12 protein-coding genes and 1 pseudogene are annotated in these 16,882 nt (G+C 47.3%); 9 read left to right on the forward strand and 4 right to left on the reverse strand.

The window, feature by feature from the left end; all coding sequences use genetic code 11:
• Positions 1 to 56: 56 nt before the first annotated feature.
• Positions 57 to 2,375, reverse strand: a complete 2,319-nt coding sequence (locus Q0668_RS18505) for an alkaline phosphatase D family protein (RefSeq protein WP_298867338.1) — start codon at positions 2,373 to 2,375, stop codon at positions 57 to 59.
• 161 nt (positions 2,376 to 2,536) lie between these two features.
• Positions 2,537 to 4,648, reverse strand: coding sequence for a prolyl oligopeptidase family serine peptidase (locus Q0668_RS18510; protein WP_298867339.1), 2,112 nt, complete (start codon positions 4,646 to 4,648; stop codon positions 2,537 to 2,539).
• Positions 4,649 to 4,955: 307 nt separating this feature from the next.
• On the opposite strand from Q0668_RS18510, the gene Q0668_RS18515 reads away from it, so the two are divergent.
• The 3 genes from Q0668_RS18515 (at position 4,956) to yciA (ending at position 8,875) form a co-directional block, all read left to right on the forward strand.
• On the forward strand, positions 4,956 to 6,626 hold the full coding sequence (locus Q0668_RS18515; RefSeq protein ID WP_298867341.1) for an NAD-dependent malic enzyme: 1,671 nt from the start codon (positions 4,956 to 4,958) through the stop codon (positions 6,624 to 6,626).
• A 61-nt stretch (positions 6,627 to 6,687) separates the two neighbouring features.
• Positions 6,688 to 8,379, forward strand: coding sequence for a thiamine pyrophosphate-binding protein (locus tag Q0668_RS18520; protein ID WP_298867343.1), 1,692 nt, complete (start codon positions 6,688 to 6,690; stop codon positions 8,377 to 8,379).
• An 85-nt stretch (positions 8,380 to 8,464) separates the two neighbouring features.
• Positions 8,465 to 8,875 carry an acyl-CoA thioester hydrolase YciA gene (gene yciA, locus Q0668_RS18525; protein WP_298867345.1) on the forward strand — a complete coding sequence of 137 codons (411 nt, stop codon included), beginning with the start codon at positions 8,465 to 8,467 and terminating at the stop codon, positions 8,873 to 8,875.
• 94 nt (positions 8,876 to 8,969) lie between these two features.
• On the opposite strand, the gene Q0668_RS18530 is transcribed toward yciA, so the two are convergent.
• Positions 8,970 to 9,854, reverse strand: coding sequence for a prolyl oligopeptidase family serine peptidase (locus tag Q0668_RS18530; protein ID WP_298867347.1), 885 nt, complete (start codon positions 9,852 to 9,854; stop codon positions 8,970 to 8,972).
• Between the two features lie 499 nt (positions 9,855 to 10,353).
• Between Q0668_RS18530 and Q0668_RS18535 the strand changes: the two genes are divergently transcribed.
• The 5 genes from Q0668_RS18535 (at position 10,354) to Q0668_RS18555 (ending at position 15,809) form a co-directional block, all read left to right on the forward strand.
• Positions 10,354 to 11,799 carry an FAD/NAD(P)-binding protein gene (locus Q0668_RS18535; RefSeq protein ID WP_298867349.1) on the forward strand — a complete coding sequence of 482 codons (1,446 nt, stop codon included), beginning with the start codon at positions 10,354 to 10,356 and terminating at the stop codon, positions 11,797 to 11,799.
• 411 nt (positions 11,800 to 12,210) lie between these two features.
• Positions 12,211 to 13,815, forward strand: a complete 1,605-nt coding sequence (locus Q0668_RS18540) for an AMP-binding protein (RefSeq protein WP_298867351.1) — start codon at positions 12,211 to 12,213, stop codon at positions 13,813 to 13,815.
• Between the two features lie 30 nt (positions 13,816 to 13,845).
• On the forward strand, positions 13,846 to 14,109 hold the full coding sequence (locus Q0668_RS18545; protein ID WP_298867353.1) for a phosphopantetheine-binding protein: 264 nt from the start codon (positions 13,846 to 13,848) through the stop codon (positions 14,107 to 14,109).
• A 65-nt stretch (positions 14,110 to 14,174) separates the two neighbouring features.
• Positions 14,175 to 15,071, forward strand: a complete 897-nt coding sequence (locus tag Q0668_RS18550) for a 2-oxo acid dehydrogenase subunit E2 (protein ID WP_298867355.1) — start codon at positions 14,175 to 14,177, stop codon at positions 15,069 to 15,071.
• A gap of 357 nt (positions 15,072 to 15,428) precedes the next feature.
• Positions 15,429 to 15,809: a hypothetical protein gene (locus Q0668_RS18555; protein WP_298867357.1), complete on the forward strand. Its 381-nt coding sequence runs from the start codon at positions 15,429 to 15,431 to the stop codon at positions 15,807 to 15,809.
• 21 nt (positions 15,810 to 15,830) lie between these two features.
• Here Q0668_RS18555 and Q0668_RS18560 read toward each other — a convergent pair whose 3' ends face one another.
• On the reverse strand, positions 15,831 to 16,277 hold the full coding sequence (locus Q0668_RS18560; RefSeq protein ID WP_298867359.1) for an SRPBCC family protein: 447 nt from the start codon (positions 16,275 to 16,277) through the stop codon (positions 15,831 to 15,833).
• Positions 16,278 to 16,585: 308 nt separating this feature from the next.
• Between Q0668_RS18560 and Q0668_RS18565 the strand changes: the two are divergent.
• Positions 16,586 to 16,882, forward strand: a pseudogene (locus Q0668_RS18565) (hypothetical protein); the annotation flags it as partial.

Raw genomic sequence — 16,882 nt, forward strand, 5'->3', positions numbered from 1 at the left:
TCGTCCCCTGTGACAGAAAGTTCGTGGATGTGAATAATCTATAACAAACTAGAGAATTATCCCAGTAAATTCTCTCCACCATTTTCTTTTTGATGAATGGTAACCGGCCAACCTGTAAATTGATTCGCGGCTTTGCCATCGGTGGCATCGACCTTGAAGCGATAGCAATTGAGTGTGTAGGTTTTTTCTTTGGGATCGATCAAGATCAGGCCGAAACCACTTCCCTTCTGATGTGCCAGATCGTAACGGTTCTTTTCCGTACCCGGTTCAGGATTTCCGACCGCGTAGACATAAGCCTTGTTGCCGAAACCGTCCAGGTATTCGCCCGTATTGGCCTGACCATGTTGAGGACGATTTTCGTGTGTCATGTCGACTTCGTCCGGTCTCCACCAGCGGGGATATCCGGCTGAGATCGCGGGAGTGCAGAATGACCAGCAACTGTCTCTCTGTTTGTCGGCACCATATTGTGAAAGTGTTGTCAAATGCTGATCGCCGTTGATATGCAGAGGCATCCCTTTACGGAGGATACGAACCGTTCGATTGCGGGCGGTCTGAGGCCAACCGCCGGCATCCAGGTCGGCTTTGAGATATCCATTATAACCGCCATGATGAGTGGCAACTCCGGAAAAGACAGTCTGACTGAGTAAGACTTTGATGTTGTGTGCCCGCCAGTCATTGCACCAGTGTTCGAGAAATTTTTCCTGTCGCTCACCTAGCAGTTCCAGTCCTGGTTTATCCAATTTCGCTGTATCAAAGTTCGGGTCGGTAACATGATCTGCTCTGCCACTTCCCGTATCAACGTGTTCCGGTCCACTCTTAAATTGCCGATCTCCCAGAATGGCAAAACCGACGCCGCCATAAACCATGTCTCCATAATAAACGCTGATATTTTGTTTGCAGGGTGTTGGATCAAAGTAATCAGGATGATGTCCGGCACAGGTTTTGTGAACCACGTTGACCATCCGCGCCGGTTCGCGGTAGCCGCCTTTCGAGGAAGTTGAGCCTTCTGTCATTTTCATGCCCCCTTCTCCCCAGATGTTTCCCTGGAACACATCATGGTCATCGGCAATGCAAAGGGTGGGACGGTCCCGCATGGCTTCACCAAAGGCCCAGCCATGCATGTAGAATTTACGGAGGTAGTTGAGAATCGCTGGTTTCGCGGGATCTCGGATCAAGCCGAAACCACCATGATCTTCGTACAATTGATCGCCGGAGAAATACAATAAATCGGGATCGACTTTCAATAAATTATTCGCCACGGGTTCATAAGGGAATCCGTAGTCCTTCTGGCAAGTTAATGCCCCAAGTCTTAAAGGTCTTCCTTCGGGGTTGGAACGAATAATGCCGGTTCGCTCGTTGGTACTCTCTGAACCATCGGTCTGTTTTTCCCGATAAACCAATTTGAATGGTGTGGTCTGTTTCTCATTCCAGTGGGGAATACGGAAAGTAGCGGTCCAGGCGTCGGTATCCAGTGGTGCGGTTCCCAGCGATTTCCAATCGCCGTCCTGTTCAATCAGCAGTTCGACATCCTTGTTATCCTGTTCGCCTAAGGGTCCGGTGAGCGCACTGATTTTCATGACGAAGCCCTCCGCGCTGCGTGAATCGCTCAGAGTATACTGGGACCATAAAATCGGACCAAACTTATGTTCGGGTGAAACCGTGAACGCGTCCCCTGAAACTGACCAGTCACTGAAACGATAGCGGGCTCCGATCTTGCGTTTAAAACGGGGATCGAAGTTACTGACCAACGCGATATTTCCCAGCATGGCCTGTGGCGGAAATAGTTGGGAGAAGCTTCCCAGCGGTTTATCAGAATTCGATTCCGAGACCATCAAAGTCAGTTTGTATTTCTCCCCTTCCAGTGTTCCAATGAGAGTCAAAACACAGTCTTTAACATCAACAGGATGAGCCAATTTTTTTTGCTTATTGCCGAGAACCAGAGATCCGTCTAACAAACCCGCCTTGATGCCCCCTTTCGCAAAACAGTTGCTGCGATATTCATTCAAGTCGCTTTTTACACCCACGCGAAATCCAACGCCACCATCCTGCTGTTTGAGTTCTACTTGACTTACATGGACCGACATATTGAAACCGGCGTTTGTGTTGGTCAGTTGATGAGTGACAAGTTGAATATTGCGGCTGCCCGCTGTTGTCTGGCATTCGGCGGCGCCATCTACTATGCGCCAATCTTCCATCGGATTGGCCCAGAATTCTTCTCCCAGCCAGACCCGGTCATGCGTTTTCTTCCAGCGACCGACTACGGAAGACTTGCTGGTATTTTTCTCTTGAGTCGCGGATACCGGCTTCTTCAATCCGAGAACCGTTGTTCCCAAGGCAAACAATTTTAAAGCCATCCGTCGGGTAAGCGATTGCATTTAATATTCTCCCTCTACGCACAATCAGCCGAAAGCATCGGCTGTGATGAATAAGACATGAATTAGAGTTGTCTAGCCATTATTAAGGGCGCAGCGGGCTTTGTCTAGCGTAGCTCCCTCAGGAACGATTGCTTAAACTTCTTTCGAAACTCGTACTGGACTTAAGGAGCTTTCGTTGCCACTTTTTCAGTGACACCTGCAGGCTCTGTAACTGTAACTTTGACTTTGGAATCACCAGCTAATTTGATTAGGTCAGGCAAGTCATAAACTTTTAATGCACCATGAACCGTGTTAATTAACTGATTATGCGTTTCCGGGGTCTTCACGACCTCTCCCCAGGAAGGTACCATTTGGCTCAAATTGACCTGTGAGAATTGTTCCGGTTCTAAAGCGGCCGCATGCAAGGCGGGGATCGCCGTTTCACCAATGGCCTTGAGTTCAATTTTACGTGGCTTGTCTTTTGACTGATATTCGGAAAGAAATCGTGCTGAGACGAGAATATCTTCCGCTCGGAGTTTCACGACCGAATCACCTAACAGAAATGCCAGCGCAAATTCATGGTAGTTCGGTCCAAGCAATCCGTGCGCCCAACCGATACGACGATTATTCTTACGTGCGGTTTCACCGATGCAACGAACGTCGAGCGCCATGACGACATCTCCGTTTTTCATCCGTTGTTCAATTTTTCCTCCCGGTGCGGCATCGATTTGCTTCCCAGCTCCGTTGAGATACAGCACGATCACGCCCGTTGGATCATCGGGGTGAAACAAAAGTGCGGGCAGAGGTACGCCATGTTCGGGAGTGAGAATCATTTTCTTGATATGATACCCCTGACGCTTGATAGTGCCGACTTCTTTAAATTCCGGGCGATGGAGCGCGGAGAGTTTTGTAATCTGACTCATTTTTCGCACTTTTTCACGGGCGGTTTTTAAATCAATGGTTTTCCAGAGAGCATTGCGTTCTTTTGCCAATTGTTGATTAATTTCATCGTTGATCTCAAACACAGATCGTTCGCCGGCGTCCAGCAGGATTTGTCCTGATTGTGAACACTGTAATTCTTCATAAGTAAAGACGGGAAGATCCCCTTCGAAGATGGTATTTTCTTTATTCAACAGCCAGCGACTCATCCAGCGTGCAGTTCCCTCACGCAGTTTTAGACCAAATCCGTGTGGAGCATCCGCTTCAATCAGGTCAACACGTTCCGCATAACCCATGCGTGTGTAGAAGCGTTTGGCTTCGCGAAATAATTTCCAGGTACCTTCAATCTTAAACGTGCTATCATGGGTGGCCGCACAAATCAACGTCGGTTTGGGAGCGCGCATCAACGTGAAATTGGGGATGTCTAATCCGTAAGCCAATTGACCAAAGATGATCTGCTCGCCATCTTGAGGGCCATTGAAATCAATCAAAGATTGATACATGGTTGAGTAGCAACCGGGTGCCGCACATTGAATCCGATCGTCAAGAGCCATCAGATAGCTGGTGAGTGTGCCACCACCCGAGTTTCCCGTACAACCGATTTTCTTTGGATCGATGTCAGGCCGGCTGACTAAATAATCTATGCTCCGCATTCCGTCCCAGATTCGATAACGGGCCGCGTTGCTTCCGAGTGGAATCGAACTGACCGACATTAGAGTGTGTTCTGCGGTGCAGTAGAACTGTACCTGAGGGTGAGGGGGACGGTAACGTTTTGTGCCTCGAAAAAATTCATTGGGTTGTTTCGAAAGAACTTGATACCGTTCACCCTGGCCGATCGGGTCATAACACATCGCCGCCATCCCATTTTGAGCGAGCAACATACATACTCTCTGATAACGGTCGTCTGCTTTCCCATCATGGCTGTGCCCGCAAGGGACAAGCACACCTGGATAGGGAGGCTTGGTGTTGGGCAGATAAAGATTGGCCGTTACGTGATGGCCGGGCCAGCTTTCATAAATTACGTTTTCAACACGAAAGCCATTCCCTTTCAATTTACCAATGACACGAGGATTCAAGGGTGTCTTTTCGGGAAAACCGCCGATCTGTTTGCGAAAGAATTCTTTCATTCGTTTCTGATAGGCCACACAGTCTGCAGGCGTTTTCAATGCTTCATAAGCGGCTGTGCGTTTTGCAGAGGCTTCATAACTCTGTTGTTGGAGCGCGTGATAAACGGGCCCTTTTTCCGCTACATTGCCTGTCGCCTCGGGCAGCACATTCAAAACTTCTGCTGCTTCAGAATAAACAGAGACAGCGAGTATAGAGCAAAGAACAATCATCGAAAACAGGCGATGCATGGCTAGAGACCTCAAATGCAGGAAATTTAGGGCAGGTGATGTTTTAACGGTGGGACTTCTCTACAATTCTAACGATCAGACTACCCGGACTCAACCATTGAATCAATCTGAGGCCCTGGATTGACAATTGAGATCACAACTCAGAAAACCCTGAGCTTGCGGGAATCCTTGTACTTTTCCAATAGTAACATCGACAGACTGACCGCTTTTCTATTACTCTATGCTGGAGCTCGGAGAGACTGCAGGCTGATGTATTCTCTCGATTCATTTTCAACCCACGTTTCTTCACATCGGGATAAACTTTGCCATGAATTCGGGACGGACATCGAAGGATAATACGATTCAAAAAACGGGGACCTTGCTGATTGAAGATCCGCTTTTGAATAAGGGGACCGCATTTACCGAACAGGAACGGCAGGATTATGGATTGCTGGGATTGCTGCCTCCCCACGTTGATACGCTCGCCGAGCAGGTTGAGCGTGCTTACGAAGCGTTCTCTGAATTTCAGATCGATATCGACAAGCATATTTTTCTAAGGCAGCTTCAGGATGAAAACGAAACGTTGTTCTATCGCTTGCTGCTCGAGCATATCACTGAAATGATGCCCATTGTTTATACGCCCGTAGTTGGATTAGCGTGCCAACGTTTCAGCCATATCTATCGTCGCGCACGGGGGATCTTTATTTCGTATCCCGAGCGTGATTCTATGGATGCGATATTTGATAATGTCAAACATGATGTCGATGTAATCGTGGTAACCGACGGCGAACGCATTCTAGGTCTCGGCGATCAAGGAGTCGGCGGCATGGGCATTCCGATTGGTAAGTTATCGCTTTACACTTTATGCGGTGGGGTTGATCCCGCGAAAACATTGCCGATTGTGCTGGATCTGGGAACGAATAATCAGGAACGACTGGATGACCCACGCTATATCGGCTGGCGAGAGAACCGGATCAAAGGCGCGGAGTATGACGCATTTATTGGGCAATTTGTAGACGCCGTCAAGAAACGGTTCCCCGATGTGCTTTTACAGTGGGAAGACTTTGCTTCCGTCGATGCCGAGCGGATTCTCGATAAGTACCGTGATGATCTTTGTACGTTTAATGATGATATTCAAGGCACGGCGGCTGTGACTACGGGAACAATCCTGGCCGCGATTGCTGCCTCTGGTGCTGAGTTGAAAGATCAGCGGATCGTGATGCTGGGAGCTGGTTCTGCCGGCGTGGGGATCTGTTTACAGTTGAAGCAGGCTATGCTGCTTTCCGGTATGAATGAAGTTGAAGCCCGAGCCCAATTTTATGTGATTGATCGTGACGGTCTGTTACATACGGGCCGCTCTGATTTGGATGACTTACATCAGCAGTTGGCGCAGTCACCTGAAAACCTGAAAGAGTGGGACTGCGATGTATCGGGAGCGATCTCGTTTGCGGATGTTGTCAGAAATGGCAAACCCGGAGTGCTGATCGGAGCCACCGGACAAACCGGCGCCTTTACCGAAGAGATTATTCGAGAAATGGCGAAACATACAGAACGGCCTGTTATTTTTCCACTTTCTAATCCGACTTCACGTGCCGAGGCTACGCCCGCCGATCTACTGGAATGGACGAACGGCAAAGCGGTGATCGCAACCGGAAGCCCCTTCGATGCGGTCGACTACAAAGGAGTCACACATACCATTGCTCAATGCAATAACAGTTATATCTTCCCGGCGATGGGACTGGGTATTCTGGCATCTCGGGCGCGACGGGTGACCGATTCGATGTTTATGGCAGCGGCGATGGCATTGAAAGAGACTTCGCCAGCGCTCAACGATCCGAATGCATCGCTGCTCCCCTCCTTGACAACGATTCGGGAAGTGGGCCGTCTGATTGCAAGGGCAGTTGTGGAGGCAGCCATTGAAGCAGGAGTGGCTGATTCGGTTTCACTCGATGAAATTGATCAGCGGATTGAACAAACGATGTGGAATCCAGAGTATTAAGAAAAGGTAATCGTGTCATAAACCTTTATGATGTGCGCATTCATTGATAGAAGGAACTTTGATGTCTGAAAATAGTACTACCGTTGGTTCGTATCTTGCTTCGCGTTTGGAAGAAATCGGCTTACAACACTACTTTGCCGTTCCGGGAGATTACAATCTAGTTTTGCTGGATCAGATTCTGGAAAACAAAAACCTTGAGATGATCTCCTGCTGTAATGAATTGAACGCAGGCTATGCCGCCGACGGTTATGCCCGGGCAACGGGTGGTGCGAGCGCGGTATTCGTAACGTTTAGCGTAGGAGGCTTGAGCCTGCTCAACGCGGTCGCCGGAGCGTATGCGGAAGATTTGCCGGTGATTGCCGTCTCTGGCGGTCCGAATACCAATTCGGAAGCGGAATTCGAAATGTTGCATCATACGCTGGGAGGCTTGGATTACGATTATCAGCGCGATATTTTTTCGAAAGTGACTGCGGAGGCAGTGACCATTCGGGACCCGCGAGAAGCACCAGAGCAGATTGATCATGCGATTCAAACGGCTCTCCGCTTTCGTAAACCCGTTTATATTGAAATCGCCTGTAACATTGCATCCGCCGTCACTTCAGATCCGAATGAGAGATCGTTTGGAGGCCCGACGGCCAGCGATCCGCTTTCACTGAATGCCGCTGTCGAACATGCTGTGGAATTACTCAATGCCGCGATCAAGCCTGTTTTAGTATCCGGCGTGAAACTTCGTTCTTTTGGTGCAGAATCTCAGTTTCAGAAACTAGCGGATGCGTCCGGGTATGCCATTGCCAGCATGCCCAACGCAAAAGGTTTTTTTGACGAACAACATCCCCATTATATGGGAACGTATTGGGGTCCCGTTGGTTCTCCTGGTTGTGGTGAGATTGTCGACTCTGCGGACCTCTGCCTCTTTGCTGGCCCTACTTTTACTGACTATACAACAACCGGGCATGCGGCGTTGGTCGATCCTACCAAAGTGATTCAAGCGCTTCCGAATAGCGTGGTTTTTCCTCATCAGACATTCAGCAATGTCAAGTTAGCGGAATTCCTGGAACAACTCGCGACAAAATTGAAGCCCAATGATGGCTCGCTGGTAGCCTACAAACGGATTCAGGAAGAGGTAAGCCCCTTGTCTCCCGGCTCAGCCGAGACGGCGCTTTCGACACGTCAACTGTTTGCGAGGATTCAAAAGATGCTGGGTCCCGACTCGGCAGTGATCGCAGAGACCGGTGATTCCTGGTTTAACGGGATGCAGCTTAACCTGCCTACAGGTTCCCGTTTCGAGGTGCAAATGCAGTATGGATCGATCGGCTGGTCTGTTGGCGCCACGCTAGGATATAGTATCGGCGCGCCGGACCGCCGTCCGATTGCTTTGATCGGTGATGGATCGTTTCAACTTACCGCCCAAGAAGTTTCGACGATGATTCGCTATGGACTGAAGCCGATCATCTTTCTGATTAACAATCGCGGGTATACCATCGAAGTCGAAATTCATGATGGTCCTTATAACACCATCAAAAACTGGAATTACGCCGATTTGGTTAATGTATTCAATGCAGAAGACGGCAATGGTTGGAGTTGTAAGGCGGGAACGGAAGGAGAACTTGACGAGGCGATACAAACCGCTGTTTCACATGACGGCCCTGCTTTGATCGAAGTTCTGATAGACCGTGACGATTGCAGTAAGAACCTACTGGTCTGGGGAGGGCATGTGGCGAAGAACAATGGGCGACCGCCGCGATTCTCATGAGCAGAGAATAATGACTTATCTTCGAGTATGTCTGAAGCGGTTGACTAAATCTTGTTTCAAACCAGGTTAATAGAATTGAATGATAATGGAAGAAGTCTGTGAGCTGCCAGAAGGAAAATTGATACTTCGCACATTGGCGATGCCCGCCGACACGAATGCTAACGGTGATGTTTTCGGCGGTTGGATCATGTCACAAATGGATATTGCCGGCGGAATTCTGTCAAAAGAAATTTCAGGAACCCGTACGGTTACGATCGCCGTTGAAAGCATGAAGTTTATCCGACCTGTCAAAGTGGGAGATGTGGTCACCTGTTATGGAACAATTGAACGAACGGGGACGACGTCGATTACGTTACAGCTCGAAGTGTGGGTCGAGCCGGTGCTCAGACACGAAGATTCCGATTGTCCGTACTTCAAGGTCACCGAAGCCGCGTTTACGTATGTCGCCATCGACGAACATGGCAAGAAAACTGCGATCGTCAAACGCGATTGTTGAACGATGACAATTCCGACTGTTTTCGCATTAAGTTCAATGTAAATTTTTGCGAAAGACATTGCTCTCTGAACGTTTAATGGATTATCACATTCGCTTATTTTTTTTGAGTCGTTGCTGCTTTTAGCAGAGTCTCCAGGCCTTTGATGTACCACTCTTTGCCACACCGATGACCGAGATCAGCGGTCACATGAAAATCAATCAGACTTCGATCAAATCCCTGTTCCGCATTTGCTTCATTCAGGCTCAGGAATAAACGACAGCTGCTTAAGGTATTCACTCGCTCATCATGGTTTCCGATGCAAAAAAACAATTTTTTCCCAGTCAACTTATCAGCATAATTTGTAAGCGCTAATTGGCTTACGATGTTTTGGTCCTTGACTGACTTGAATTCTGCTAGATCTTTCCAGTCCGTTACAGGGGCGAAACCAGCACCAATCTTGAGACGATCATCGGCGGCTAACAGACGAAACGCAAGATATCCATAACGCGAAACACCGGAGACCGCGATTTGATTTTGCTTAACCCATTTACGTTTTAGACACTCATCTAAAACTGCGCGTGCATTTTCAATAAATTGAAGAGTTGGATCTGGTCCTGTCATTACTTTATCTTTAAATACCGTTAAATTGCCTGTGGGGATCGTCGTTGATAAGCAGACAACGCGTTGCCCGTGTTCCCAGAAATACTTCGCAGGTTGATCATAGGGAGGTAACAGACAACTAGTGGGAGAGCCGAGTGTCAGAAGCAAAGCAGGTTCTTTAGCCAAACGTTCCACCGGAGGTGAAACAATAATTGCTGATACTTTTCTTTCGCCTGCCGAAACTGTGAATTCTTCAACTTGAAGACCTGCTTTTGTGAGCGATTCATACCTTTGGTTGAATTGCGCGTTACCTGGTTTATTCTGTGCAGAAACCCGTGATGTATTCAGCAGTATGAGAGGTAGCAGAGAGAGGGCACAAAATAGTTTTCGATAATACATGACTCTTGTCCTTTTATTGTTCTAATCTCACATTTCCCAATTGCATTCGACCTGGAACATTTCCGCGCATCGAATGTTGTAAATTCTAGCGGTACGCTGTTATAGATTCCAGCGTTCGCGATACACCCACAATCCGGCGTCGGTTGTGAGCTGACTACCTGCGCACTCGAGTTTCAAGCGGCTGTCGAAACGGACTCGCAATGTATCGTATTCGGTGTCGCCCTTGGGGTTCCTCGATCACATTGGCATGAAGCGCGTCAAATTCCTCATTCTAACAATTAGCGCAACTCATGTAACAAAACCAGGCACCTAGGCTCGGAAATGTGGGGTTATATAGAAAGACAGGAATCAGCGTGGCGTGTCTTTTGTTGTGGAACTCTCCCGGGTACAATTGAATTGACTTACTGAGTCTGATTGAACACCAATGTACCAGCGAAATATCCGCTTGGCCGAATCAAAATTTCGTAGTCAACGCGTGATGTGTAAGGAATAGATTCTCATGAAAAAAGTTGCGATTATCGGCGGGGGATTCAGTGGGACAATGGCGGCTGTGAATCTAGCCAGATTGAGTACGGGGCCGCTCTGTATTCAATTGATAAATGATAAATACCCATTGGGTCGTGGCGTCGCTTTTGGCACGAAACAAGAGGAGCATCTGTTAAACGTCGCGGCTCGGAATATGTCTGCGGTTCCCGATCATGCAAATCATTTCCTGGACTGGCTCCGAACCCGTGTTGATTATAGTGATCTTCCTGATCCACAACTTCGTGAAACATACGTGCCGCGACGGATTTATGGAGATTATCTGCGCAGTATCTTATCAAACTATATGCAGCCGATTGATTCTCACCATCCTGCTGAAATACAAGTAATTGAGAGTGAAGCAGTCGACGTTGAATTTACCTATGATGGATGCGCGGAAATCACTCTCAGAGATGGGACCTCAATTGAAGCTGATCGTGTTTTGCTTGCAACTGGTAATCAGCCCCCTACCTCTTTAGCGGGTGAGTCATTTTCTCATCCAGCTTATTCACCGGACCCGTGGGGAAACTGGATGGAAAAAATTCCTGATCCAAAAGATGACATCATTATTTTGGGAACAGGGCTCTCAATGATCGATATTTTTTTGACGCTCAGCGAAAAGGAATGGACCGGTAATATCACGGCCATCTCTCATAATGGTATGATACCGCAGGCACACTTTCGCGGAATTGAGTATCCCGATTTTTTACCCTCCGAACCTGAAAATCTGGGTCTTGATAATCTAGTAGAATTACTGGAAAAACATTGCAAACAACTGCAACGGATCGGTGAGAATCCGGGAATCGTTGTCGATCGTCTTCGCCCGCATACCCAACGCATCTGGCAAAAATTTGAGCTTTCGGAGAAACAGGAATTTCTCAAGCGGTATGTTGCACGTTGGAATGTAATCCGCCATCGAATTGCCCAACCGATACACCAGCGTCTTACCGAAGCCATCACAGAAGGTCGATTGCGCGTTCTACGAGGAAGAATTACCGGCCTCAGTGAACATAATGAGAAAGTGCGGGTGAGTCTGCAGAACAAAAAAGGTGAAGAACAGTCGGTCGAGGGTGGGTTGGTCATTAATTGTACGGGGCCGAACAGCGGTTTTTCAAACACCAGTGTACCACTCTTCCAGAATTTATTGAAACGCGGATTGATCCAGCCAGATGAGTTGGACATGGGGATCGACGTTGGTGCCGACTTTGCTGTCATCAACGCAGAGGGAGAGCCTTCTGAATTTTTATTCGCAATCGGTCCATTGATGAAAGGGACGCTATGGGAAACAACGGCAGTCCCCGAACTGCGCGGCCAGGCGATGCGTGTGGCCCAACTCTTATTGGATGATGTCTCAACCGTAACGCCCGGTCACGATTATCGATTCTCAGTCGAAGAAGAACACGTGATCGAATATTATATTTAGTCAATTCGGAAGATCTGTATTCCCAAAAAGTGAATCCATCAACTGAGAAATCGGATAGTGAGATCACTGTCTTTACACCGACCTCATCATCATAGAGTCTGCCGAACTGAGTTAAGTCTGAGTCGCTCGGCGGTGAACAGTGCCCGCGCCCCAATCTGCGCAAGCCACCCTGGCACCCTATGCTTCTTGTGCATTTTCACAGACATTGTAAGTCTGGGTAATCTACATGAACAAAAACGGAGAAAAACGGTCGCTCCACTGAGTTTAAAGAGACTGACTGCGAAGGAAAGTCCGATAAAAATGAGGTTACCATCTGATTGCGCTGAATTAACTCATTCAACCTGGAACTAAGAAAAAAACATATATCAGGAAGCCACATACTATGTCGGTTCCTGATCAAAGTGGCCTGACATGTCCTGTACCAGTGATATCATTTCGAATCTGACCTTCATCAACACCAAAAGAGCCCGTCCGCATGATGCCTCTCTTGCTCCGTCTAGTAGCCGGGATGAATCTACATCTTCCTGTCTAATAACTTCGTTTATTGAAGTGGCAAGTCGCCGGGATACTCATCCTGCGATTTCGACTTCTGGCTTAACATGGGATTATCGCAGTTTGCTTGCAGCAGCTCTAAGCGTTGCTCGCAAACTGAAAGAGGATCCTGAGTATAAACCAGGAAATCGAGTCATCCTGTTGACGCCGAATTCCGTCGAATACGTTGCCGCTTTTTATGGAATCCTGATAGCAAAGTGTATTGTTGTCCCTCTAGCTGCCAATCTGGAGAAGGGTACTCTTGAGAAGATCCTGGCATCTACTGAAGCCACTGTAATGATTATGACCCCACGTATTCTCAAGCGACGCCCTGACCTGCAAAACCTGACAGTAGCTGAAGATCACCCGTCCCGCGAAGTAAATCGGACGAACACACAGGATTCCCTTAGTCAGCTAGCTGCCATTTTTTTCACATCGGGTTCCAGTGGTACTCCGAAAGGAGTCATGCTCAGTCATACTAATTTGATTTCAAACTCTATCTCCATACAAAAATATCTGAAATTGAATGAAACGGAACGTCCTTTATGTATCCTTCCGTTCCACCATGCATTTGGTAATTCTGTTTTGCAGTCGCATCTTCTGATGGGAGCGCATCTGATTCTGGATGGTAACACTACGTTTCCAGAAACTATTATTCAGGCATTGATCAAACATGAGTGTACCAGCCTGTCTGCTGTTCCGGATTTATTTCGAACTCTGCTGGAACGGACCTCTTTCAAAAAGATTGAGGCACCCAGTTTACGCTATATGTCTGTAGCCGGTGGTGCTCTGGAATATTCGCTTTCGTTAGAAATCAATCAGCACATTTCTCCGGCACGTTTTTTTGTGATGTACGGTCAGACGGAGGCTACAGCCAGATTAGCATATGTGCCTCCCGAACATCTTTTGAAAGTATCAGATGGTTGTATTGGTCAGGGCATTCCGGGCGTGAAACTGGAAGTGGTTGATAAGAACGGACATTCTGTTGAGCCTGGGGAGGTTGGCGAAGTGCGTGCACAAGGTCCGAACATTATGCAGGGATATTGGAGAGATCCAGCGGGGACTCAAAAACGAATTCGAAACGGTTGGTTATACACGGGTGATCTGGCAACGATTGATGAATCCAGCTGGATCATTGTCAAGGGCCGCCGCAATGCACTGCTCAAGATCTCGGGTTATCGAGTGCACCCGGCTGATCTGGAAGAGTTTGCTTTAAGAACCTTCCCGATTACGCAAGCGGTTGCTGTTCCCTTCGAATCAAAAAATGTGGGAACGCGGCTGGCTTTGTACGTCAAGCCGGATACCTCTCAACGCAATTTGTCCACTTCCGAAATGATAGCCATCTGTCGCAAGAAACTGCCACGTCAGATGATTCCAGATCATATTTCTATTGTTGAAAGTTTTCCATTAAACCATGCAATGAAAATAGATCGGCAGCGTTTGTCGCAACGTGTAAAAGAAACAGTCATTAACCAAGAAAAATAAAGTCAAGACGACCAGGGGTAAGGTAGATACATGGAGAATTCGATTTTAGAGCGAGTCATCGACTTTTTGCATTCGGTGACAGGCCATCAGAATCTCAATGCGACAGCAGGTCTGCTGGATTCTGGATTACTAGATTCATTAACGATGATGGATTTACTTGTTTTTGTAGAGTCGGAATTTGATCTGAGGCTCGATTTTCAGGATATTCAGCCGGACTTCTTCAAGACTCCCAGTACCATCGCGGAATTAATTGTTAACCGTCTGGCTATTAAAAGTCAGGCTGAATTAATCTGACAACAGATTAAATGACATTCACTCTTTCCCCCTTCACTTTCGATTCATTAGCAGGCAACGAATCTATGTATTGGGCAACCCATAACAAACCCGTTCCCCTCTCTGAAATCGGATGGGTTAATACATCCTATCTTGGGAGTACTTCACGAAGTTGTGATCCAATGATGGTTTGGGGAACCTCTGTTGACATTGAAGAAATGGATTCTTTCCTGGAAGAACACAGAAATCAGCACAGCACTTTTGTAACACCGGCCCATATTCTGATTCGTGCTGTCACCGAAAGTCTGTGTCAGCACCCGGAGGTCAATCGAAGAGTCATTGGTCGGAAGGTCTATCAATATAAGGGTGTCAACATTGCGATGCCTATGCTGCAAACCAGCACGGGTGAAGTTGATTGTGTGTTCATGCAAAATGTGGAAGAGTTATCCATTTCCGAAGTTGCCAATTATCTTTGGGAGGCAGTTCGAGAAAAAGCGACCAAGGTTGCTCAGGATAAAAAGCGTGCGAAAGAAAGTTCGTGGCTCAATAACCGATTGATACACATGGGAAGAAATCTGCGGCTTTCGTGGATCCTGCGGATGTGCCGTCTGGGATTCACTTTAGGAAACTGGACACGATGCCCCAGCATCTGGCCCTGGCAGCGGGGTTTAAACCACGCTGGTGCCTTTGTGAATTATTTGGGTTTTTCAGGAGCCCCACCTTTAATTTCCTATAAGCCGAGTTCTTTGCCTATGAACTCTTGTAATATTGCCGTTACAATGGGTCCCACCGAACCACGTCCCGTTGTTATAGACGATCAAGTTGTGATTCGAAAACAGGCTTCGCTATTTGTGCGAATGGATCATCGCATGGTTAATGGCAATCAAGCTGCTGCATTCATCAGTACGCTGCGCTCTTATCTCTCTGAGCCACACACGCTGATCGAGATCAAAGAAGTCAATACTCTTCAACGAGCGGCTTGATTGAAAAAGTGGTTGAGGTCTCTTGCGTCAACAGCTGGTTCCCGTATGAATTCCTCTCTCGAGGGATGGGACTGTTTCAAGAGTTCCAGATTTCGCCCAGATTTCGCATTGGGATGAAGGTGCGACGAGCAGGTAGAACTCCCATCGAGGCCGTCATACATTTCTCTTAATCTCTTGTCAAATAGCGTGTTACAACCACACGTTTTGATACAAATTCAGATTACTTCGAATTATTTCGACTTCAGACCTTCATTTTTGTCGTATTCTGGAACTGTTTGACGAATTACTTTCTGAGTGAGAGTGCTCATATCGTCTAAACAGTGCCCGGAATAAAAAGATTGGTCTAAAGGGGAAACCATGATGTCACGTTCTTTGCTGCTCGTCATCTTTGTGTTGAGTTCGCTCTCTCTGTTGCAGGCGGGGGAGAGTAGAACCTGGGAAGGCAAGTGGAATAATCGCAAGTACAATACAACGGGGCCTCTTAAATGCGTCGCGAAATCTGATGATAAGGGTACCTGGAAAGCTACGTTTACCGGGTTATTCAAAGGAGATCCGTTTAAGTATGAGGCGACATTTCAATCGAAGCCAAAGGGGAAGCAATTCGATCTCTCTGGAAATGCCACGATCAGAGGTCACAAGTATCAGTGGATGGGATTGATGAAGGGAGCCACACTCAGCGGGAGATACAAATCGAACATCGGCTACTACGGCGAATTTGTATTGAAAGAAAAAAAGTAAACGCCTGTTTCAATACCCGGTTCAATCTGTATCGGAAATGTGTTCTTTGATGCGTTGCAAATTCGTCGTTCCCATTGGATTTCCTAATTTCATGATGAGCTTAACAAGCAACCAGCCCCAAAAGGGGATCTCTTGTTCAAAGATAACGCGTTCTATAATCTGAGTATTTTTTTTGCCAGGAACAATTTCGTAAATCACTTCGAAATGTCCGGGCGTTTTCTTTCCCTGCTCTGATTGTACAACGATATTGCAGATAACCTTGAGTGGATCATTGTCTTCAGGAACCACACCCGCAAAATCAAGAGTTTGCCCTTTAAATTGAAGCTGGCCAATACACTTGTTGCCTTCCACTGAAATGGATTTGATTTTGTCATTGATCTTTGGCCAGTTTTCCAGATTGCTCAGCCATTCGTGTACCACTTCAGGCGAGGCATCGATCTTTGTTTTTTCTGTTAATTCCAGCTGCATCGATTGATTTTCTTTATCGGGTTTGAGTGAGGAAATCTCACGAGCAAAGTATGCCTTTATTGGAATCACATCGCAAGCCCGAATTAACTCTTGTGAGTAGAAGCATTTGGTAATCGCTATGCCGGGCCTTTGGAACACATCAAATCAGGCTGTTGTGTTCCTATATCACGGTCTTTATAATTGGGTCTTTGATTTAGGCCCTTTTGTGACGACTTCTATGAGGAGACAACTTGATGTTGACTACAGGTATCCGGCGACAGGCTTCGATTTGGATTCTGCATATTTGTTGCGTACTGCTTGCGTCTACGATGTTCCAAACATTGAGCGTCGCAGCTGAAAAGATTTTGAAAGCGGGAGCCGCCACCAGCAATATCACGCCGCCCCTGGGTGAAGCCATTGTGGGAGGCTTCAAGCCTTTCCCTGCCACCAATGTTCATGATGAACTGCATGTCCGCTGTCTGGTGCTTGACAATGGGGAAACAAAAATTGCATTTGTCATCTGCGACAGTTTGGGAATTACCGAAGAAATTTATCAGGTCGCCCGAGATTTCATTAACCGATATTTCCCATTTGGGTTGAGCCAGGAATCGATCCAGGCTCGAATC

It is taken from the genome of uncultured Gimesia sp., assembly GCF_937910335.1.
Lineage (GTDB): Bacteria > Planctomycetota > Planctomycetia > Planctomycetales > Planctomycetaceae > Gimesia.

Coding starts and splice junctions, on each gene's coding strand:
- Q0668_RS18535 (WP_298867349.1), top strand. CDS start 10,354: ATGAAAAAAGTTGCGATTATCGGCGGGGGATTCAGTGGGACAATGGCG.
- yciA (WP_298867345.1), top strand. CDS start 8,465: ATGGAAGAAGTCTGTGAGCTGCCAGAAGGAAAATTGATACTTCGCACA.
- Q0668_RS18520 (WP_298867343.1), top strand. CDS start 6,688: ATGTCTGAAAATAGTACTACCGTTGGTTCGTATCTTGCTTCGCGTTTG.
- Q0668_RS18505 (WP_298867338.1), bottom strand. CDS start 2,375: ATGCAATCGCTTACCCGACGGATGGCTTTAAAATTGTTTGCCTTGGGA.
- Q0668_RS18530 (WP_298867347.1), bottom strand. CDS start 9,854: ATGTATTATCGAAAACTATTTTGTGCCCTCTCTCTGCTACCTCTCATA.
- Q0668_RS18550 (WP_298867355.1), top strand. CDS start 14,175: ATGTATTGGGCAACCCATAACAAACCCGTTCCCCTCTCTGAAATCGGA.
- Q0668_RS18560 (WP_298867359.1), bottom strand. CDS start 16,277: ATGCAGCTGGAATTAACAGAAAAAACAAAGATCGATGCCTCGCCTGAA.
- Q0668_RS18510 (WP_298867339.1), bottom strand. CDS start 4,648: ATGCATCGCCTGTTTTCGATGATTGTTCTTTGCTCTATACTCGCTGTC.
- Q0668_RS18515 (WP_298867341.1), top strand. CDS start 4,956: ATGAATTCGGGACGGACATCGAAGGATAATACGATTCAAAAAACGGGG.
- Q0668_RS18555 (WP_298867357.1), top strand. CDS start 15,429: ATGATGTCACGTTCTTTGCTGCTCGTCATCTTTGTGTTGAGTTCGCTC.
- Q0668_RS18540 (WP_298867351.1), top strand. CDS start 12,211: ATGTCCTGTACCAGTGATATCATTTCGAATCTGACCTTCATCAACACC.
- Q0668_RS18545 (WP_298867353.1), top strand. CDS start 13,846: ATGGAGAATTCGATTTTAGAGCGAGTCATCGACTTTTTGCATTCGGTG.